Below are 21,466 nucleotides of genomic sequence, written 5' to 3' on the forward strand. Positions count from 1 at the left end.
GTCTACCCGGATGCAACCAATACCGCCGGGCTGTTACCTGGAATCGACTTCGCCGGGATTCCGCTGATCGAGACCACCGGCCGCCCATGCACATCCGTAGGGTACGACCTCGCGCCCGCACCTTGCTGGCTGTTCGCCCCGCCCAGGGCCGGCACTATGTCGTACATCGCGTGACGGTATGCGCCAAAGTCCTAAGTCTCTGTCTCATTGTTGAAGGCGCTCGACGTTATGGCGCTCGACGCACGGCAATGGCAGGCGACAGGGAGATACTGAGATACTCAGGAAGGCTGTCGGCTCATCAGCGTCCGTGGATCGTCGGACGCTCCGGCGTCTCGTGCCCGTCCCCATCCCATGCTTCCACGAGGGGTGGCAGTGCCGCAGCGCACAGCCACTCGCTACCGGGTCCGCGAAAACCCGCTGCATCGCGCACTTTCGACGGCTGCATCAATTCCGGTCTGCGCACTGCGAGCGGCGAATATTCCTGTAATTGGAGCGTTCGACACAGATGATGTTGCGTGACGCATGTGAACCCTGGACGATCCGCAGTGAAGACGCGGACTAACAGATCCGGTATGGCTCCAGTCGGAGCCGCTGTCATCGATCCGTCAAGATCGTCGGCCGTTCGATCGCCGACCACTTTCGCGCTGAACTTATCGCCACTGCGCTGGGCGACGTGGCCGCATCGACGCACATCGAACCGGAGGCGGTCTTTCGCGCCGACCGCTGCAGTCAGTACAACTTCGGGTCCGTTTCGGCGCCTTGTGGCGGAGTTTGGGGATGAGGTCCGTCCTTGTTGCCCGTACCGGAGTGTGTGGAACAACGGTACGGTCGAGATTCCTTCGCGAATTTGAAGAACCAAGTGCGTCTACCGCACCGTCTAATCGACGAGACATCAAACAGGCCAACATTTAGTCGGTACTAGCGAACGCTTCTACAACCCAAGGCGTCGGCATTCTGTGCTCGACGATACTTCCGAACGAGGTCCAGCGGGGTTGCTGGATTTCGTCATCTCGAGGGTCCGAGATCTTCGCGGTGGAACAGTCGCGTTCGCGAAGCGCTCCCTTGCTGACAGCGACAATGGGATCAGCCCGGCGGGCCCGCAGTCGGTCCGTCGGCTAACCTTCCCGGTATGTGGATAGCGATCGCTGTGATAAGTGCCTTGGTTACAGTTGCCGCGGCGATGTTCTTCGCGACGTATACGGTGCTTTTTCTGATCGCTGTGTGCGGGATTCTTCTGCTCCGAAGGCGGTATGAGCTCCTAGTTCCACTAACGCTCTTCCTGGCGGCAACGACGTTGCCCAACGGAATACCCGCGGGATTCGCCGCAGGTGGGTACGCGTTCAAACTTTACGAACCGGTGCTCGTTGCCGCATTTATTTGGGCGGTCACCAGGCCCGTCGCGAAGCCCACCACGCGGGTGGTCGCCGCGCTCGTGGCCTGGCTGGGAGTTGGCCTGATCGGCGCGTTACTAGTGTCCGCACAACTAGGCAAGGTCATTGCCGATATCCGATACCCGGTCGAGATGGTGATGGCCGTCGCCGTGGCGGCAGCAGCGGTCACAACCCCAGATCTCGGCCGCATGTGCGCCCGCACTATGAAGTGGTCACTTTGGATCTCAGCTGCTTTCATCATGCTCGCTTCTGCCGGAGTACTCACGCTAGTCGGGCGTTCTGAGATTGCCACTCTGTTTGAGACAACTGGTGACGGCGGCGCGACGAGGTACCTCACGGCAGCGACGTTCTTTGCACTGACCACCCTGTGTGTCTGCCTCGCGCTCGCGGTGAGCGGAACTTTCTCGCTTGCGCAAACGTGGATGTGGACCGTCCCGGCACTCCTAATATTGTTCCTAGCGTTTTCGCGAAACCACATCCTTGGAATCGCTGTCACGCTATTACTGGCAATACTGGCCGCCCGATCCGCTGGCGCAGTCGGTCGTACAACGATCCGCGTTGCTGTCGGTGCTCTGGTGATCTTCGGCGTCCTTACTGTCAGCCCGATGCTTAGTGGCCTCCCTGGTGGAGAGTGGTTTGCAACGCAGATCGACGGGTATTCCTCACGGGTTGTCGATGGACTCAGGTCTGACGCGCTCGCTCGCGATGACTCCGCCCGATATAGGGAGCGCGAAATCGGCAATCTCGAGCGGGCGTTCTATGAGGATCCGGTCGTGGGCCACGGTTTCGGATTCGCGTATCAACGGCCGCAAGGCTCTCAAGGGACATTCTGGTACGACCGCGCACCTTATTACTCGCACAACTTCTACTGGTGGATGATGGTAAAGACAGGCGTGGTTGGCCTGCTCCTGTTCTTGCTTGCCACCTTGGTTCCGGTCGTGAAGGGAACCGTCTGGTCAAAGAATCCGGTTGCGGTGGCGCTCGCAGCGTCTCTAGGCGGACTACTGGCGATCTGTTGGGTGGCACCCTTACCGTTGGACTCGCCGACATCGGCGCTCGTCGGGAGCGCGCTCGGGGCGCTTGTCGGACTACTCACCTCGCGGCAGCGGGATAGTGTGACCACCGTCGAATTCGTCGACCAGTATCAAGGCCACGTTACGGATCGGCAGGCCGAGAGCGTAGATGGAGTGACCGCAGGCACGTCTGCGATGAGGAACTGAAGCACGCATCCCTACATGGTCATTCGACTGGCGGCAACTGAGCCCTGGGCGACTTCGTCTCCGCTTCCGCCGCAACCGAAGTTTGGTGTGCCGTTTTTGTCATCGACCCTTCTGTCATGCGCCGTCCATTTCCGCTGCTCGATGTCTCAGTTCCTAGTCGGAGGAGACCCTTGATGCCATAAGCAGTTCTGCCCGGCCAATCTTGCGACCTCGCCTGTTGTCGATCGTGCCCAAGTCTGTTGTCAGCGAGACGGTGAAGATTCCCGCAGCGAAACGGCACCGACCACTAAGGTGTTTCTCCAATCCCCGCTTCTCCAATCAGGTGCGGTGAAGCTTGTCAGCCGGTTCCGCTACTGCAAAATCGAGCGGGACGAGGCCCGCCCTCACAAGTGCCTTATTAACCTACTAATCACCAAGAATGCGCCCCTGGCCTACGATTGCGCGGCTGTGGGGCATGGCGCGACAAGGACTACTCCGACGTTCGCAGTTAGCTGGCGAATTGATCAAAGCCTCTATCGTCCGCCTCCTCGCAAGGGTCTCACTGCCCATCGAGTGCTTCTCGCAGTCGTGGTGCGATGAAGCGGGCGTACTGGGAGGTGACGTGAGTCGAATCCCAACGGACAACTATGTTCTCGACAAAGATCGGGCATGTTCCGCTGTAACAGAACCAGGGCTCCACGCTAACGAATGTGGCGCCACTTCGCTGGGATGCGGACTCGTCCGCCCATTGCTTGTTCAACCAGGCATCCGAAACATCGCTAGCGCATTCGGAAGGTGATGCGAATCGACTTGCGCATTCCGTTGCGGCTTGACCCCTCGGATTAGGGCTGATGACGAATACCCTTGCCCCGCTCGGCGCGAGCTTTCGGATAATGGAAGCGCGTGCATTGGCCCAAGCTTCGCCTGAATTCGGGGCTTCCTTAAGTCTGCCAGGTCCGCCCTCGAAATCGGAAAGCACCACAAGGTTTGGCCGGCTATTGTTGATCAGATCAATGATGCCGGATCGGCTCTCGTTGCACACTCGGGTAGCTTCAGGGTCCTTTTCAATAACTATCTCCGCGTCGATGAACGGGCAATCTCCGAACCCAATGCCACGAATGCGGTATCCAACAGGCTCTAGGGCTTCTCGGATCCCCGGCAGCCAACTGACCGCGGTAGAGTCGCCGACCACAACGGCCTTCCTCGTTGCATCGCTCGGGCCGTACGCGCAGTAACTAGGGTTGGTAATGGTGGACGGGTTCAAGCAGTTCGCCGAAGTTGTCATCTCCTCTGGCATACCAGATTTGATGCTATCCAAGGGCGGGGTAAGAGAGGGGAATTCTTCTGCCGACAGTGCCGATTTTATCGACAGTTCGAGGGGGTCGGACTCGCCCTGGTCCGCAGCCTTGGCTACGGCTGTTGAAGGGGTGGGGGCGGAAGTCGGAATCCTGGGATTTAGTGCAATGACGCCGAGAAGGACCGCAGCAATTGTTAGTGCGCCGAGCGCCACATTCATTGTGTGCGCATTGGGGACCATGGTAATTCGTCGTCGACCGTGCTTCCTATCCACCGATCTGAGCCAACTCGACTTAAGGACTGGATTCTCAACCAGGTGGTAGGACACCACTGAGAGGGACGCCGTAAGGAGTACGGCGAGTGCGTAGTAGGCGATTCCGGTGTCCATCACGGTCTGTAGTAGTACAACGATAGGCCAGTGCCAGAGGTACAGGGAAAATGAGATCGTGCCGATGTAAACGACGGGCTTCAGCCGTAACGCATGCGTTGCAACGATGTCGTCCCCAGCGCCTATCCCGGATGCGAGCACCATTGCCGTAGCGATGACGGGGAGTGCGCCTAGTGGTGCGGGGAAGGTCGACTCCGGGCCGATTGCGAAAGCCGAAATGACGATGCCCGCGAGTCCGCCGAAGCCAAGTGCTTGCCTGATGGCCAGCCGCATATGGGCGAGCCGTGTGGATAGGGCGGCTAGAATGGCGCCAACTCCGAGTTCCCATGCGCGGGTCAATGTTGAGAAGTAGGCGATGGTGGGGGCCGCCTGCGATTGATACATCGCAAACGCAAACGTTCCCGCTGTGACAGCTACGGCGACGGACAACACGATCATCGGCAGCGAGAAGCTGAGGCCCCACCTCTTGCGTGCCCAGATGATGCTAACGATTAGCACTGGCCACACGACATAGAACTGTTCTTCGACGGCTAAGGACCAGTAGTGCTGCAGCGGGGATGGTGGAAGCGCTGACTGGAAATAGTCGGTGCCCGCAGCAGCCAAATGCCAGTTCACCAAGAACACCAGCGACCACCATGCGTCAGATGCGACCGATTGGAATCGGCTTGTGAGCATAAGGAGGTACGAGGTAGTGACGACAACTCCGAGGACCAAGAACGCGACAGGGAAGATCCTGCGTATTCGGCGCCTGTAGAAGTTGCTGATTGACAATGACCCCGACTTTTCGCCTTCGCGTACCAGAATCCCAGTAATAAGGAAGCCGGAGATCACGAAGAATGCGTCGACTCCGATGAATCCTCCGCGCGGCCATCCGAAAAGGTGGTCCAAGACGACGAGGATTACAGCGACCGCGCGCAATCCTTGGATGTCGAGCCGCTTGTTGCCGGCAAGTCTCCTGACCCGCTTCTTGCGCGCCGAAGTGGAGCGGGTAATGGTTGCCACGGACTTCCCCTCGAAATCTCAGCCCCCGCAGGAAGAAGGGGATGGGTGCAATATAGACCGCCCGGTTACTACTCGCCGGTTGTGTCGGTCGACTGACTCGACCGCCCGCCATCAAGTTGTGTTGAGCCCCCTACGGCCGAGCAACCCGGTGGAGGTGCGAGGCGGCGAGTGATGGAACCCGACTCACCTGCGAGAAATGTATCGTGCAGCGCAATAACATACCGAAAGATCGATTAAAGGCCCCAATTCCCGCCATCCCAACAGTCGTACGAGCAGCGTAAGCGGATACAGTTTTCTTTTCGGGCAGGTTCTCCGCTCATCGACTCGTCAGTCAACCCGATTCTGGTGCGCGAGGGCTTCGATCTCTGAGTAGATTGTCACGTGTTCTACTGCGGCACTTGGCCGTTGCGGTTGCGATGTCGGGCCGGTCGTGTAGAAAGAACGAGTGCCCGACAGGGTGCAGATCCAGAGTTCTCCCCCTAGACGCCTCGACAGGAGCAAAAATGTCTTCAGCTTTCGGCAGCCTCACGGAACTGGTCACCTTCCTCGCGCAGTTCCTCACCTTCGGGTCAGAAGCTGGATCCAGCGGCGCATAAGTCGGCTTTTTTGAACTGGGGCTCACAGTGTGGGCCCCAGTTCAGATTCTGTGGTCACACACGAGTTGCGGCTTGTTGTCGCGCTCGGCGGAGGGCTTGAACTCCAGCCCTGCCGTCATCAGCCGACCGATCCCGATGATGATTACTTCCGCGTCGACACTGGTACGTCCCTCCCTAGCCCAGTACGCGTCTTCCAGGTCGAGTAGCAACGCCAACTCGTCGGACAGTGAACGCGAGTCCGGCGCCGTACGATAGCGGGACGGTCGGATACCGCCGCTGCTTCTCGGAGCCGCGTGCCGCAACGGCCCCCACGCCCGCCAGTGAGCAGATCCCGAGATCGTAATGGTGAAAATGGCGGCCACCGATTGTGATCCACCGCTGCTGGGCCCATGCCCGTCCTTGATCCATGGGTCAACGCACGTACCCAACCGAATGTCAGGGTTGACGCGGTCCACGCCACGACGGCGGGCTGCTCGCTGGAGTCGAGGCTCCTTCTGCCACGCGCCTGTACCCGCTGTATCGAGTCGGTCTCGGAGCAGTGTTGAGACGACGATTCTCGGCCCCGGCATCGACCCTGCCACCGGCCGGCGGAGATCATGCTCCGTTCGGCTCCCCCACTTCTCGTATGGCAGCGATTATTCGAGGTTTGTAACAGAACGAGACCTAACTAAGTAGTAAGTCTCGTTTTGGCAAAAAAACAGACCGGACGTATGTTTATCGGCATACTGGACGGCATGTGGTGGGTCATAGGAATAGTCGTGATATGGGGACTCGGGGCGATACCGCTTGCCGTTCTGTTCGGTTCGGCGGCGCGACTGAAAGACGAGCGTGAGTTACTCCGAGACGATCGAGTGATGTGGTGGTCGTCGGTCGATTCGACGACAGGCAGAGCACTCCCGCACGGGGCTTGACTCCGGTTAACGCGCCGTCGACGACGACGCAAGTATTGGGGGGCAGGCCGGGCCCTCTGCCGCGCCGTGGAGCCTGCTCGTGGAAGGAAGCTGACCATGGCTACTGTTTCCCGCATAGAGGTCGCACGTGCACGAAGATCTCGATTGGTTCTGTTCGTCGGTAACCCGACGAGTTATCTCGAAGTCACTCACTGGGCGAAGCTACGGCAGTGGGTGACGGCCCAGGGTTTGAAACCGATACGGGAACTTAACGGTGACGTCCTCTGTGTAATCGCAACGGCCGACGTCATCGATGGAGCCGGGTCTGCGAAGGATTCCGCGATAATGCAACGTGCGCAAGAGACCGGTGTTCCCTGCTTCGGCGTCCATGAGACCAGCCGCATCTGGGAACTCACCGCTCGCGCGCGAGCGCGCAGCGACCGGGCCGTCGATGGCCCGCTCGCCCGTACCCGTCACGAAGGGGCATAGGGACCCAACGGCGGGTTGATTTCAGCTTGACTGGCCTGGCTGATGAGAAGCACGTGGTGCTATGCCACCGTCTGGCCTGGCGGATCTTGTCGGTGGTCATCGCTCAGCGGGGCCGGATGCTCCCGCACATCCTTTAGCCGCGCCGCTCTGCCGAGCAGTATCGCGAGCGGTACCGACAAAACCGCCCACAGCAGCACCGCAGCCCCTAGAATCCACCACCACACCCGTCGAGTATGCCCGCGGTTGGACACTCGTCAAAGATTTCGCGCCTGTGCATATCCTGTGGAAACTCCGGCTGGACTGCGGAGCCGTCGTACGCCTGTTGCATCGCTCGGCCTCGGCCGTCGTCCTCACGACTCCACTGGCCCCAAGCGAGGCCGACCGTAGCCCACCCGCCAGTCCGCACGGTCCAGCGCGCCAGTCCGCTCGGTCCAGTCTGCGGCTGCGGCTCCTCGTCGATCGCAAACAAGATAAGAACCTGTTCACGGTCGCAGAACGTGAAGGGGGATACGGTTTCGAACGTTTAACGCGGCGGTGAACTATCTGAGACGCGAAAACACAAACATAGACGCCGGATTGGCAGCCGCATCCCGTTCGTCGCCCGCAATCGCTGCTGTGTTCCATTGTCCGCGTGTACAAAGGAAGGGCGGACTAAGCTCGATCCCGGCTACATGTGCCGCGCTCCATCGGCGGGTATCTCTTCCGCGTTCTTGGACGATGGTCCAGGAATCCCCCAATATGTCTGGAGTCAAGGGTATTTAGACCCTTACTCGCGAGTAGGCGGGACGCAGCGGGCGCGAAAGTTCCCTTACCGCTTGTGATTCGCCTCACAATCCACAGCGATGCAGCGCGATTCTGGCGCGGCTCGCGATAACCAAACCGAGTTGACCAGCACGTTTCTGCCCGTATTGCATTGCCGGGCCGATGTGGGTGCAGTCCGCGCTCGATAGGTAACGGACGCCCCATGGGTGCGATCATTTAGACGGCAGCAATCCGGGGGGACGGTTTCTCGTTTTCCGTCACACATCACAAGTCATACGGGCTGCCGACGCGCGTAACGGCTTCAGGTGGAAGGTGTGTGATGGTTACGGCATTCAATGTGCCCCTCAGCCCCGCGGTGGGTGTGGAGGGTTCGGCGACTGCGCCAGGGGCCGGAAGGGGCGGCAGTCGCAGGGACTGGCAGGAAGCCTACATTCGACGACTGAGAATTTCGGACACCCTGATCGTGATCGCGGCCGTCGCGATCGCGCAGTGGGTTCGGTTCGGAGACCGTGAGGTTCTGGCGTCATCGAGCTCGATCCCGGATCTCAGCTACTCGTTCATCTCCGCGGCACTGATCATCATGTGGCTCGTCACCTTGGTAATCTTCCGAACCCGCACGATTCGTGTAATCGGGAGTGGCCCGGAAGAATACCGACGAATCTTCTCCTCGACGATTCGTCTCTTCGGTTTGATCGCGATCGTATCCCTCCTCTTCAGAGTTGACTTGGCGCGTCTGTACCTCGGCATCGCCTTTCCAGTCGGATTGGCGGGCCTTGTCATCAGCCGGTGGTGCTGGCGTCGTGTCATCGCGCGCAAGCGTGCGCAGGGTGAATTTCAAACCTCCGTGCTGGTGGTGGGCGGCGAGCGAGCGGTTCGAAGCCTCGCGGAGTCCTTTTCGCGCGGCACCGCCGACGGATACCGCGTTGTCGGTGTCTGCACACCCGGCCGTGGCGTCGAGTGTGGGCAAAGCATTGTGGTCGGTGGGCGCGAAATCCCGATACTCGGCGACGAACGGCACGTATTGAGCGCCCTGAAGTTCTGCGGTGCAGACACCGTGGCAGTAACGGCCACCGAACATCTTGGTCATGATGGGATGCGCGCGCTGGCCTGGGCGCTGGAGCCTCACCATGTCGATTTGGTGGTAGCCCCCGGGATGATGGATGTTGCCGGTCCGCGTCTGTCGATGCGGCCGGTGGCCGGCCTTCCCCTGATACATGTGGAGAAGCCTCAGTACCACGGTGCCCAGAAGTTCATGAAAATCGGATTCGACCTCGCCTTCGCAAGCCTGGCGCTGATCGCTATCAGCCCGCTGATGCTCGCTGTCGCGGTCGCGATCAAACTGACGAGCAAGGGCCCCGTGTTCTACAAGTCCGAGCGAATGGGGTTGGACGGGAGGCCGTTCCCGATGTTCAAGTTCCGAAGCATGGTAGTGGACGCCGACAAACAGGTCGCTTCACTGATGAAGTCGAACGAAGGCGCCGGCGTTCTCTTCAAGATGCGCGAGGATCCGAGGGTCACTAAGGTTGGCCGGATCATGCGGAAGTTCAGCATTGATGAACTGCCGCAGTTCATCAACGTTCTCCGCCGTGAGATGAGTGTGGTCGGCCCCCGTCCACCTCTCCGCCGAGAGGTGGAGGCGTACGACGGGACTGTTCGGCGCCGGCTACTGGTCAAACCCGGCATCACTGGACTGTGGCAGGTGAGTGGTCGGTCGGACCTGTCTTGGGAAGAGACCGTGAGACTGGACCTTTCGTATGTCGAGAACTGGTCGATGACCGGGGACGTGTTGATCATCGGCAAGACGCTGAAGGCGGTGGTGGCGGGTGATGGTGCCTACTGAAGGTGGTAGTCAGAGCACGGCTCGTCGCCATGCAGTTACAGAAGGCTCGGGCGCAGGTTGGAGCGAATCGAATGTCTGATACTAGTGCGGAAGTAGTGCCGAGTCGTATTGCTGCCGACCGGGGTAGCAATTCCAGTCACAGTTACTCAGCGGTTGTCCTGTACTACAAACTAGGTTCTTCGGTAGCCGACACAATCGATGCGCTAATGAATCAGACTCACCCTCCATCGAACGTCATTGTAGTTGACAATGCGTCCAAAGATGGTGTACTTGCGACAGTCGCCTCAAGAAGGCGCGACTTAACGGTTCTAGAGCTCGACGAAAATCGGGGTTACGCCGGGGGTATGAACGCCGGTGCTAAGGCAATCGGTGATTCAACGCCGTTAACGCTCTTTCTCACCCACGAGGTAGTCCTTGATCCCAATTGCCTGAGGAACCTTACCCGGGGTATGTCCGCCGGAAAACACACGCTCGTCGGGCCCGTACTGACGCGCGGGACGACCGGTAAGGTCTGGTCGAAGGGGGGCGTCTTTACACGGTGGGGTGGCGTCAAACATATTCTAGATGATCGATCGCAACCGGAAGTGCAATGGATTGATGGCGCGTGCCTCTTGGTCGATACCGCGAAGTTCCGCGATATTCGCGGATTCGATGAGGACTACTTCCTTTATTGGGAGGACGTCGATGTGTCTGCTCGATTGCGGACGCAAGGAACGATTGGATGCGTAGATACAGCGCGCGCCTCGCAAGAGACCGCTACGACGCCGATATACTTTCAAATAAGGAATCAGATTTTATTTTGGCGAAAGCGCGGCAAATGGGTTCCTGCATCTCTGGCAGCCGCCGCGGCACTAGCGAAAATCTTCATCCGGGATATCCCACGTTGGAGAATCAAGGTTATCGAGGCGAGGGTGCGAGGGTTGATCGATGGCTTGACTGGAGAACTCAACTTGGATCTAGCCTCGCTAAGGGAGGTGTAGGCCAAGTGCGTGATGAGGCTCAAGCCATTGTTGTGGTCAACCCGCTTCCCTCAACACTCTGCCGATATCAGACTGAGCTCGTCGAAACAATCGGCAGAGCCCAAACGGAACGCCGGATTGAGCTATATCTTGAGCCCGGTGACGGCAATCAAAGCGTGGCGCACAAAATTCTGTCGGCCATGCGCATCTTGGCTGGCCGCTCCGTCATGGGGCGGAGATACAGAGCGGCTACGATACTTGTAGCCTGGCCACTCTTCGGCTACTTCGATGTTCTTTCATGGATTTTAGCAGCGCGACGTAACACAGTCATATGTCTCGTGCATGATCCACTTCCGCTGCGACGCCAGATCGGGCATTCATGGCTCGCAAAGAAACTGTTCCACAGTATTGTTGCTCGTTTCAATATCGTACCTGTCTGCCACACTGAACTAGCGGGGCATGCGCTTCGAGAACAGACCGGGGTGGATAGTATTGTCGCAGGCCATCCAATTGCCAGCGCCAAATCGGTCACATCGAGTGCCAACCGATCGGAACTAACCGCAATCCGTGTCATGGGGCAGTTTAAGGCCGCGCGCACTTTGAACCCCCTGAACCAGATAGCCGATTCATCTTCGATGCGACGATTCAAGCTGGAGATTCATGGGAGTAAGTGGCCAGCCGTGCCCGGTTGGGAAGTGTCTGGGGTATTCGTTCCGGAGGACGAATTCGATAGACTTGTATGTACAGCAAACTGCGTCGTCATTCCATATTCCCACTTCTTTCAGAGTGGGGTAGCCGTAAGGTGTTTAGAAGCTGGTGTACCGATTGTCGCTCCCCGCCACGAGCATATTGAAGGTCTATATGGAAATGATTGGCCAGGTATTGTAGACACCGACGGAGATTGGCCCGCAGCTGCCCTACGCGTTCAGCACACTACTTCCGGCGAGCTTGAGCGCCTTGCGGAGAGAGCTCGGAACACTTCGGACGCCGGTTGGTCGAAATTAATGGATGTGGCCGTGGGTGGGGATAGAATTAGATGAGAATTTTACACGCAAAAGCCACCTCTATCCGTATAAGGCGCCGGCTTCGGGACCGAAAACGCTCCATCGCACGTGACCAGTACTTATCGCGACTCTACTTGGGTGGACCACAGTGGTTGCACTTTTCCGCCTCGCAAACTTCCTTCGGTGCCGGGGGGTAATGAAGACTTGAGTGGGAAAGAGAAGAACAGTTGGGTATGCCGCAGGCGCTCTCCGGGCCCCGGTTCACATAGGCTCGTCTGATCAGATTTTATGCTTGATGGGAGGTGAGGAAACTGTCGAAAGATAGCGTGCAAAAAGTCTTGATTCTTTGGGCTGACCAATATAGCTCGAACTTAGGGGTCCAAGCACTCGCGGAGGGGACCCGCTGCCTAGCTAACGTAATTGCACCCGGTGCTGAGATTGTGTTCCGGAGTTACGGACACGAGGAGGACCGTCGCCTCAGGCTGGGCGCGCGAACGATCGGATCGGCGCTCGTTGGCGCTAATCCCGAACTTCGCCGTTGGATAGCACAGTTCGATTTGGTGATCGATACCGGAGCGGGCGATAGCTTCGCAGATCTTTACGGCATCCGGCGCTTAGCCGAGATGAGCGCGTTGCGCAAGCTGATTTCCAACGTAGGTGTCCCATTCATAATGGGACCGCAAACGGTAGGTCCATTTCAGCACTGGATTTCGCGCATACTGGCGCGTGAATCCGTACGAGGCGCATCGGCGGTCATTGCGCGGGATTCGACTAGCGCAGAACGCGCATTGAGCATCTATGAAGGTAAAATTGCCCTAGGGTCTGATGTCGTATTTCTGCTTGACCAGCCCGAAATGGGACCGAGTCTCGATGTGGTGCTGAACGTGTCCGGCCTCCTGTGGAATAAGAATCCTCACGTGGATTGGAAATTCTATAGGGAATCGACCTATCGCTTCGCGGATGCCGTGCAGTCGCAAGGCCGCGGTTTGGCGCTTCTTGCTCACGTCATTGATTCTCCGTCTGCTGATAACGATCTTCACGCTGTCGAGGGCCTGCGCGCGGAGTTGAAGGGCGACGTCGAGGTAATTAAGCCCGACTGCCTCAATACTGCGAGAAGTGTCTTGGCTGGGGCGAAGGTTGTGGTTGCCTCTCGAATGCACGCGGCGTTGAACGCCCTGTCGACCGGCGTTCCAGCAGTTGCATGGGCATACTCAAGGAAGTTCGAACCACTGTTGAGCGATCTCGGTTGGCCACACCTCCACGATCTTCGGTCCCTTGACCCGACAATCGTAGACAACACGCTGGTAGTTCTCGACGAGCTCATTGCAGGAAGAAGCGAGGTCGATCTAATTAGGGAGAAAGCCCGCAATCGGTTCAATCGGATAGAGAGTCATCTGAGCGTTGAGGGTGTGAAATGACGATACTTAGGCGGATGGCCGATATTGTGAGGGGATTCCGCCTGTATGTCGCTTTCATCACCGGACGAATTCCGAATCATAGATTTCGGCTCTTGATGTATCGCTACATATTTGGGGTGAAGATTGCCGAGGGCGCATCCGTACATTGGCGGACAGTGTTCTTTGCGCCTGAAGGAGTTGAAATTGGGTCGAATTCTATCGTAGGCAACGACTGTTTTCTAGACGGACGAAGAGGCATCAAAATCGGGTCGAACGTCAATATTGGTGGGCATGTGCAAATTTACACTCTCGAGCATGACCCGAATGCGCCTGATTTCGGGACGAAGGGCGGTGAGGTCGTCGTAGGCGATCGCGCATACATCGCAACGAGGTCGACAATCTTGCCTGGTGTTCGTGTCGGCGAAGGAGCAGTTGTTGCCGCAGGTGCGGTTGTAACGCGCGATGTGGAACCATTCGTGATGGTCGGTGGCGTTCCTGCCCGACCTATCGGTGGTCGGAAGAGCGATCTAGCGTACGAACTTGGTTATCATATGCCATTTCAGTAATATTCCGGCACGTGGCCCCGCAGTAGTGGCGTCGAACATGAGCATGAGTGCAGTTCTTTCGATCCCGCGGCCTCGATCGCTTCGGTACGCACACAAATCGCTGTATGGGAGGACTAACGTGCGGGATGGCTTGCAGCGGTCGGTCGATCGCGTTGTGCGGAATGACAACTGTACGGGATGCGGTGGTTGCGCGCTTGTGTCAAGCCGTATCACGATGACGCTCGGTGATGACGGCTACCGAAGGCCCGTTGTGGCGAACGATGTAAAGGCCACCGTCCAATCGAGTCGCCGTGAGGCTGAGTTCTTCAAGGCTGTATGCCCGGGAGTTCGAATCGTTGCGCCGCGTCGGGATGGGCGTGAGTATCACCCTATTTTTGGAAGTTACGTCTCTGCTTGGCAGGGTTGGGCGTCTGACGAGGAAACTCGCTACTCGGGCAGCAGTGGTGGTGTGCTGACCGCCTTAAGCTCCTGGTTGGTTACAAGTGGACGGCGCGCGAGTGTGACTGCGAGTGCGGCAGATTCGAAAGATCCGAAGCTTACTCGCCCAGTTGTGCTAACTGCGAGCGATGACTTCACTATCGCCTCAGGTTCTCGCTACGCTCCAGTATCGAATATGGTGGCTTACGACCCGTATTCAGAGTCTTCCGTCCTAGTTGGAAAACCCTGCGAGGTTTCCGCGGCCGCCCGTCTCAGCTCGGAGTTGGGTTTGGAGAGATCTGAATCCCCACTCTTGCTCTCGTTTTTCTGTGCAGGGACTCCGAGTCAGAACGGTACGGAGAAGTTGGTGGCACTGATGGCTGAGGACCCGGAAGGTGTCAGTGCCGTTAGGTATCGCGGGAACGGATGGCCGGGAGACTTCACGGTCACGACCGCATCGGGGGATGCCTTCAAAATGTCGTACGACGAATCCTGGGGCCATCACATTGGCAGGGATATTCAATGGAGGTGCAAGCTTTGCGTAGATGGAACTGGTGGCGACAGTGATATAGCAGTCGGTGACTATTGGTACGCGGATGCGAGCGGGTACCCCAAATTTGATAACGCGGACGGTAATTCCGTGATTCTCGCGCGAACATTACGAGGACACGAACTGCTAACAGCGGCGGCATCGCAGGGTGTGGTGGTAATTGCTGGAATAGATCTGGATTCGGTTGCTAAGATTCAACCTCTGCAGGTGGAACGAAAGGTAACCCTAGTGGGCCGTTTACTGGGGCGCTTGGTGAGCGGAAAACGGGTGCCGGTCTACCGGGGTTTCGGTCTAACTCGCCTTGCAATGGGGCGGCCGCAGCAGAACCTGCGAGCAATGGCGGGTACTGCAAAAAGGTCGATTAGCCTCCGCCGTTGGAAGCGACGATCGTGAGTCCCGCTTCTGCCGGAGTTAATAAGCTTAGGACTATCTATGGTTCTAATTCGGTGTCACTCATAGCGATAAGTAGGGTTGGAGCCACTGTCCTGACCTTGCTGAGCGCTCCGATTATCGCACGCGCAATTGGGCCTGGGGGGCGGGGTGAAACAGCTACAGCTTTGGCGGCCTTCGCGCTAGTGCCTATCATTATTTCTCTCGGCGTACCGCTCGAAATAAGAAGGGCGTCGGTCAAGGGCAATGATGGTCCGATCATTCGTGCCGCTCGCGACATATGTTTAGTGCTTTTTATTCCGGCTGGTTTCATCTCGGCATTGCTATGCTACTTCATATTCGCTTCAATGCCTCAGTCTGTACTTCTTGTTGCTGCCGTAGGAGTGCTGGCGGCGCCGCTGACGGTGAGTTGGCTATGCGACCAAAGTGTGTTGATCGCGCGAGAAAGCTATCGTGGTGTGGCCGCAATGCAACTGTGTCAGCCATTAGTATATGTAATTCTCATCTTCGCAGCCATGGTCGTGAATAGAATCTCAGTTGCTTTCGTGCTCTCTGCCAACCTCGCAGGAACGGTGGCCACGTTTTTTCTCGGTTTATGGCTTTGCCGAGCCTCATTACGAGGCAGCCGGCGGAATCGACGGTCGGTGCTGCGGGGTGGTGTGCGTTATTCGGGAAGTGCAATTGCTGAAGCCGCATCCAACCGATTTGACCAGCTCCTGATTCTTCCGCTGATCGGTGCATATGGTGCTGGTTTATACTCTGTCGCGGTGACGATCAGCGCTATCCCACTGAGCATTGGGCACGCTCTAGGGGCACACTTCTTCAACTCTACTGCGCGCGCGAGTGACGATCTGTTGAACTCTGTGTCCAGTTTCGCACTACGTGCTGGCTTCGTTGCATCCGCAGCATTCTCATTGGCCCTATGCGCCGTCGTACCATTTTTGGTTCCGCTTGTGTTCGGCCAGGACTTCAGTGCCTCTATTCCCGCCGTTTTGGTGAGTCAGTTTGGTTCCGTCGCTATGACAACTGCTTATGTGGGCTCCATGGTGCTAGCTGCTCAGGGAAAGGGGTCACTTATGACTGCTGCTCAGTTGATGTCCCTCGTCACCGGGCTAATCGCGCTTTATGCGTTAGCCCCTCGCTTTGGTGCCGTCGGAGCATCAATGGCATCAGCTTTGGGCTACGTCGTGCTGCTGACTGTCGTTATATGTGCCCTAAGAGTGCGATTAAGCGCGCTCATTCCTAAAGTCGGCGACGTTCGGAGCGTAATCTCCACTCTGCGTTAAGCGCTAGAAACCAATAACGTTGATTCGAATTCGTAGAAGGCGATATCAAGCGCAGTCTGAGGGGTTCTTGCGGCAGGCGCTTGGTAGCTCGGAAACCTTCACTCACTTGCTGGTCTTTTATGCGATCGATGGTAATTTTGTCTACCGGAGTTAGACTTCACCTGAAGAAAGCGAGGTTTACGCCGTATGGGATTGCGTAAACGCATAATGTCGATTCTAAGGATTTTATGGCCAGGGCTCTGGCGGGATCTTGTTCTAAATTCTCTAGTCTCATCAAGTTTCTTCCCAAAGCCCCTTCGCCCGTACGCCATGCGTGCGTATGGCATGAACGTCGGGAGGTGTTCAATCTCGCCGAGTGTTTGGTTTGGGAGTGCTCGAATTTCAATTGGCGACGGCACCTTCGTGAACTATAACTGTATGTTCAATACCACTGCGAGGGTTGTGATCGGTTCGAACTGTGATATCGGTATGGGGGTCTTATTTGTGACGAGCAGTCATGAATTGGATGGGAGTCAGCGTCGGGCGGGGCAACCTTACGCGGAGGAGATAATTATCGGTGATGGGGTTTGGATCGGAGCACGCGCCACCATCCTTCCTGGAGCGAGAATTGGAAACGGTGTAATGATCGCTGCCGGTGCCGTTGTGCGTGGCAATATTGAGTCCGACGCGATTTACGCCGGCGTACCCGCTAGATTGATCAAAAAGTTGTCCGTTACTCGCGGCGGCGCGTAATCCGAGTTCGTGCGGGTTGTTATTCTACTGACAGCATTGAGAGTCTCAAAATTACTTCGAACATGGCAAGCCGAGTACCGGATCGTTGGGAATTAGTCCTAGTGTCAGGAGTTACACGAGAAAGGCATCGGATGTTTTGTCGACTTGCGACCAACGTTTGTTTTTAGGTCGGTAGTTGACTACGCGTTTCGATGTTGTGCCCTCATCGAGGTTGTTGATTAGATGTTCCCAAGGCACGGCGTCTGCTCACATCACGCCGTCCGGCCACGCGGAAATGCGGCGATGCACCGGGGCAGACCAATGGCACGGAGTTCTCTTCACTCGCGATTAGCATTGCTGCGTGGCACCGAAGACTTGGTTCCGGTCACGTCGAGAAGCGTAGTTTCGTAAGTGCTGCAGACGTTACGCCATGAATAGTGAGTCTCACCGCGGTGCCTAGCGGCGGTACTTAGTTCCTGCTGTAGCGAGCGATTAGCCAGCAGCTGGTCGATCTTTTCGGCGATATCTGCTGAGTGCGGTTGTGCGAATATCGCCGAGCCTGCAAGAACCTCGCGGTTGAAGACAGTATCGCGTGCGACAATAGGCGCACCGCAGGCCATAGCTTGGACTAGTGCCGGATTCGTGCCACCAACACTATGTCCATGAAAGTATGCGCCTGAATGTTGCCAAAGCGAAAACAGACGCTGGTCATCGCTTACATGTCCGAACCAGTGGATCCGTTCATTCCTCGCGGCGAGATTGGCGACCCGATCGTCAAGGTCACCGCCGTATCCGGATGAGCCCACGATGGCTATGTCCCATCGCTCGCTGAGGTGTTCGGCGGCGTCGAAGAACTCGACGACCGTATTTTCAGGCACAAACCGCGCAACCATGAGCGCATATGGGCGCCCTGCTAACTCGGGGACAGGTTCAAGAGGACCCGGGTCGGTGCCGCCGTACGGGATGAATATGCCATCGCGCTTGAACCCTGCCGCCCATCTCCGAGCGATTTCTTGGGAGTCGTACACCAGATTGTCACCGAACTTGGCGGTCAGCCTCGCTCCGCCGCGAAACACCGCCTTCGCTTTCTTACCCCACTTAGCGCGTTCCCACTCGATCCCGTCTACGTTCACGACCGTGGGAATGCCTCTTGCCCTGAGGAGGGGAAGCCAGTACCCATTCGCAACATTCATGACCAGTGCCACGTCGGGGCGATGTCGAGCCGCGTGCACTGATGACGTCAGACCATATGAAAGAGTGCTGAGCGATTTACTTTCCACGCCCTTGGTGACGATTGCGTGTACCCGGGGATCAAGATCTGGCGTGTCTTTTTTCGTCGAACCATCTCGGCCGTAGACGGTCACGTCCCACCCCTGGTCTGCCAAATAGGGAGCCAATTGTCGCACCAGCGTCTCAAATCCGCCATAAAAGCTGGGGTAGCCACGAGTTCCGATTATCGCAACTGATTTGCCCACGAAGGTTGTCCTTTGGTCGGTTCGTAATCCGTGCGCGGTCATCCGCGGACTTCCGGTGTCGCAAAGCGGTTGGCGGGACGCACAGCATCCTATTACGGCGATTCCACCTACGCCCGACTGAACCCACCCGTGGGCGCGCGTCCATCAAGTTCATGGCGTAAACTCGCTTCCAGCCCGTGGATTCGTCTCGGCAGCATCGCAGCGCTGAGCTTAGCTGGCGTGTATCGCATTCGAACTTCGAGGGGACTCTATGCGGATTGTCGTCACCGGCGGCGCCGGCTTCATCGGATCGAATTTTGTTAACGCGACTGTGCGAGATCGCCCGGACGTCAAGGTCACCGTGCTGGATGCGCTCACCTACGCAGGTTCCCTCTCGTCGCTCTCCGCGGTACGTGAATCGATCAACTTTGTCGAAGGCGATATCGCCGATGTCGGCTTGGTCGACGCGCTGGTTGCGGAGTCGGACGCAGTTGTCCACTTCGCGGCCGAGTCGCACAACGACAACTCGCTCGCGGATCCATGGCCATTTCTGCAGACGAACGTGAGCGGCACCTACTCACTGCTTCAAGCGGTGCGGAAGCACGACGTTCGCTACCACCACATTTCGACAGACGAGGTGTACGGCGACCTCGCGTTGGACGATCCAGCCAAGTTCACGGAGCACACCCCGTACAACCCATCCAGTCCCTATTCGTCCACAAAGGCCGCGTCGGACCTGCTCGTCCGGGCATGGGTGCGATCTTTCGGTGTGCGGGCGACATTGTCGAACTGTTCGAACAACTACGGGCCATACCAGCATGTGGAAAAGTTCATCCCGCGGCAAATCACCAACATCCTGAACGGTGTGCGGCCCAAGCTCTACGGTGCCGGTAAGAACGTGCGCGACTGGATCCACGTTGACGACCACAATTCGGGAGTCTGGCGCATCCTCGAGGCAGGGGAGATCGGCCGCACCTACCTCATCGGTGCGGACGGCGAACTCGACAACCTGTCAGTTGTTCGGATGATTCTGGAGTTGATGGGCAGAGACCCCGATGACTTCGATCACGTCACCGACAGAGCCGGGCATGACCTGAGGTATGCCATCGACTCATCTACGTTGCGCACCGAGTTGGGTTGGGAACCGCGGTACACCGACTTTCGGCAGGGCCTGCAGGCCACTATCGATTGGTACCGAAACAACCCCACATGGTGGGAAACAGAAAAGCACGATGTCGAGGTTCGCTACGCGGCACAGGGGGCATGAAGGTGAAGACTCGACAGTTGCAGGTACCGGGCTCGTGGGAGATCACTCCCGAGCAGTTCGGGGACGACAGAGGTGCTTTCCTCGAGTGGTTCAAAGGTTCGATCTTCGAGGACAGTGTCGGGCATTCCCTCAACCTGGCCCAGGCAAACTGTTCGGTGTCGGCCGCCGGGGTCCTGAGAGGAATTCACTTCGCGGACGTGCCGCCCGGGCAGGCGAAGTACGTGACCTGTGTGCGAGGCGCCGTACTCGACGTTGTCGTCGACATACGAATCGGATCACCGACCTTCGGCACGTGGGACTCGGTGCTGCTCGATGATGTCGACCGGCGCGCGATCTACTTGTCCGAGGGACTAGGCCATGCATTTCTTTCGCTCGAGGACAACTCGACCGTGGTCTACCTGTGCTCCACGGGGTACACGCCGGGCGCGGAGCACGGTATCCACCCGCTGGATCCGGAGGTCGGTATCGAGTGGCCTACGACGACACGGGCCGGTGCGCCTATGAAATTCACGCTATCCGACAAGGATGCTGCTGCCCCGTCTCTGCACGAGGCTGTGGAAGCCGGCATGCTGCCCCGCTACGACGAGGTGAAGGAGTGGGTCAGTGGTCTCGCCTAACGAACTGGGCAACTCGGGGGGTGCCTCCGGTGGTCCAAATGAGTCCCGAATGAGAGGCATCATCCTTGCAGGCGGATCAGGTACTCGCCTTCACCCGATCACCATCGGCGTCAGCAAGCAATTGGTGCCCGTATACGACAAGCCGATGATCTACTACCCGCTTAGCACACTGATGCTGGCCGGCATCCGCGACATCCTCATCATCACCACCCCACACGACGCCGAACAGTTCCAGCGGCTCTTGGGCGACGGCTCCCAGTTCGGTGTCAATCTCAGCTACACCATTCAAAAAGACCCCAACGGACTTGCGCAGGCCTTTGTGCTGGGTGAGCAGCATATCGGCGATGGTCCGGCGGCGCTGGTCCTCGGAGACAACATCTTCTATGGGTATGGGCTCGGACAACAGCTCGACCGGTTCGACCAGTTGGACGGTGGCTCGATCTTTGCCTACTGGGTGGCCGATCCCTCCGCGTATGGAGTGGTCCAGTTTGATGATCGTGGCTTTGCGCTGTCGCTCGAAGAGAAGCCGGCAACACCCAAATCGAATTACGCGGTGCCAGGGCTCTACTTCTATGACAACGACGTTGTCGACATCGCGAAGAACCTTCGGCCGTCGGACCGAGGGGAGTACGAGATCACGGATGTGAACCGCGCCTACCTCGAGCAGGGGCGTCTCAACGTCGAAGTTCTCCCCCGCGGGACAGCCTGGTTGGACACCGGGACCTTCGACTCGTTGCTCGAGGCGTCGAATTACGTGCGCACCATCGAGCAACGGCAAGGACTGAAAATAGGCGTACCCGAGGAAGTCGCGTGGCGGCAAGGGTTCATCTCCGATGACGAGTTGGGTCAACGGGCAGAGGCGCTGCTCAAGTCCGGCTATGGTTCGTATCTTCTACAGCTCTTGGACCGTGGACGCGCCACACCTTGAAGCGTCCGGGAGGAGCGACTCCCGTTGCATCCCGGCACTTTCGTCCGCACGGCGAGCTGAAAGATCA

15 protein-coding genes are annotated in these 21,466 nt (G+C 57.8%); 12 read left to right on the plus strand and 3 right to left on the minus strand.

What is annotated here, in order from left to right; genetic code table 11:
- The first annotated feature begins 1,129 nt into the window (after window positions 1–1,129).
- Window positions 1,130–2,611, plus strand: coding sequence for an O-antigen ligase family protein (locus GFS60_RS22420; RefSeq protein WP_159924702.1), 1,482 nt, complete (start codon window positions 1,130–1,132; stop codon window positions 2,609–2,611).
- A gap of 538 nt (window positions 2,612–3,149) precedes the next feature.
- Here GFS60_RS22420 and GFS60_RS22425 read toward each other — a convergent pair.
- Both GFS60_RS22425 and GFS60_RS22430 read right to left on the minus strand, forming a co-directional pair.
- Window positions 3,150–5,276: an acyltransferase family protein gene (locus tag GFS60_RS22425; RefSeq protein WP_159924704.1), complete on the minus strand. Its 2,127-nt coding sequence runs from the start codon at window positions 5,274–5,276 to the stop codon at window positions 3,150–3,152.
- Between the two features lie 637 nt (window positions 5,277–5,913).
- Window positions 5,914–6,234 carry a hypothetical protein gene (locus tag GFS60_RS22430; protein WP_236603250.1) on the minus strand — a complete coding sequence of 107 codons (321 nt, stop codon included), beginning with the start codon at window positions 6,232–6,234 and terminating at the stop codon, window positions 5,914–5,916.
- 873 nt (window positions 6,235–7,107) lie between these two features.
- Between GFS60_RS22430 and GFS60_RS40135 the strand changes: the two genes are divergently transcribed.
- The 8 genes from GFS60_RS40135 to GFS60_RS40385 all read left to right on the plus strand — a co-directional run bounded on the left by GFS60_RS40135 (window position 7,108) and on the right by GFS60_RS40385 (window position 17,154).
- The gene (locus tag GFS60_RS40135; protein ID WP_328799790.1) at window positions 7,108–7,251 is read left to right on the plus strand and encodes a hypothetical protein; all 144 of its coding nucleotides are present in this window, start codon (window positions 7,108–7,110) and stop codon (window positions 7,249–7,251) included.
- Between the two features lie 1,081 nt (window positions 7,252–8,332).
- Window positions 8,333–9,853, plus strand: a complete 1,521-nt coding sequence (locus GFS60_RS22440) for a sugar transferase (RefSeq protein WP_159924708.1) — start codon at window positions 8,333–8,335, stop codon at window positions 9,851–9,853.
- A gap of 71 nt (window positions 9,854–9,924) precedes the next feature.
- Window positions 9,925–10,833 (plus strand): glycosyltransferase, encoded by a 909-nt coding sequence (locus tag GFS60_RS40380; protein ID WP_159924710.1) that lies wholly within the window; start codon window positions 9,925–9,927, stop codon window positions 10,831–10,833.
- 1,309 nt (window positions 10,834–12,142) lie between these two features.
- Window positions 12,143–13,234: a polysaccharide pyruvyl transferase family protein gene (locus GFS60_RS22450; protein WP_268962621.1), complete on the plus strand. Its 1,092-nt coding sequence runs from the start codon at window positions 12,143–12,145 to the stop codon at window positions 13,232–13,234.
- Window positions 13,235–13,248: 14 nt separating this feature from the next.
- Window positions 13,249–13,779, plus strand: coding sequence for an acyltransferase (locus GFS60_RS22455; RefSeq protein WP_201453424.1), 531 nt, complete (start codon window positions 13,249–13,251; stop codon window positions 13,777–13,779).
- A gap of 214 nt (window positions 13,780–13,993) precedes the next feature.
- Window positions 13,994–15,139 (plus strand): Coenzyme F420 hydrogenase/dehydrogenase, beta subunit C-terminal domain, encoded by a 1,146-nt coding sequence (locus GFS60_RS22460; RefSeq protein ID WP_236603251.1) that lies wholly within the window; start codon window positions 13,994–13,996, stop codon window positions 15,137–15,139.
- 53 nt (window positions 15,140–15,192) lie between these two features.
- Window positions 15,193–16,422 carry an oligosaccharide flippase family protein gene (locus GFS60_RS22465; protein ID WP_268962622.1) on the plus strand — a complete coding sequence of 410 codons (1,230 nt, stop codon included), beginning with the start codon at window positions 15,193–15,195 and terminating at the stop codon, window positions 16,420–16,422.
- A gap of 468 nt (window positions 16,423–16,890) precedes the next feature.
- Complete coding sequence (locus GFS60_RS40385) at window positions 16,891–17,154, plus strand: DapH/DapD/GlmU-related protein (RefSeq protein WP_442972205.1); 264 nt, start codon at window positions 16,891–16,893, stop codon at window positions 17,152–17,154.
- 317 nt (window positions 17,155–17,471) lie between these two features.
- Here the strand turns inward: GFS60_RS40385 and GFS60_RS22475 are convergent, their stop codons facing one another.
- On the minus strand, window positions 17,472–18,608 hold the full coding sequence (locus GFS60_RS22475; RefSeq protein WP_159924720.1) for a glycosyltransferase: 1,137 nt from the start codon (window positions 18,606–18,608) through the stop codon (window positions 17,472–17,474).
- Window positions 18,609–18,858: 250 nt separating this feature from the next.
- Here GFS60_RS22475 and rfbB point away from each other — a divergent pair, with 250 nt between their 5' ends.
- Genes rfbB through rfbA form a run of 3 tightly spaced genes read left to right on the plus strand, consistent with a single transcriptional unit; the run spans window position 18,859 to window position 21,399 of the window.
- Complete coding sequence (gene rfbB / locus GFS60_RS22480; protein ID WP_159924722.1) at window positions 18,859–19,854, plus strand: dTDP-glucose 4,6-dehydratase; 996 nt, start codon at window positions 18,859–18,861, stop codon at window positions 19,852–19,854.
- Entirely contained in the window at window positions 19,851–20,471 is a 621-nt protein-coding gene (locus GFS60_RS22485; RefSeq protein ID WP_442972169.1) for a dTDP-4-dehydrorhamnose 3,5-epimerase family protein, read from the plus strand. Before rfbB ends, GFS60_RS22485 begins: the two co-directional genes overlap by 4 nt.
- Before the next feature lie 49 nt (window positions 20,472–20,520).
- Entirely contained in the window at window positions 20,521–21,399 is an 879-nt protein-coding gene (rfbA, locus tag GFS60_RS22490; protein WP_159924724.1) for a glucose-1-phosphate thymidylyltransferase RfbA, read from the plus strand.
- Window positions 21,400–21,466 lie beyond the last annotated feature (67 nt).

It is taken from the genome of Rhodococcus sp. WAY2, from assembly GCF_009859915.1.
GTDB lineage: Bacteria > Actinomycetota > Actinomycetes > Mycobacteriales > Mycobacteriaceae > Rhodococcus_F > Rhodococcus_F oxybenzonivorans.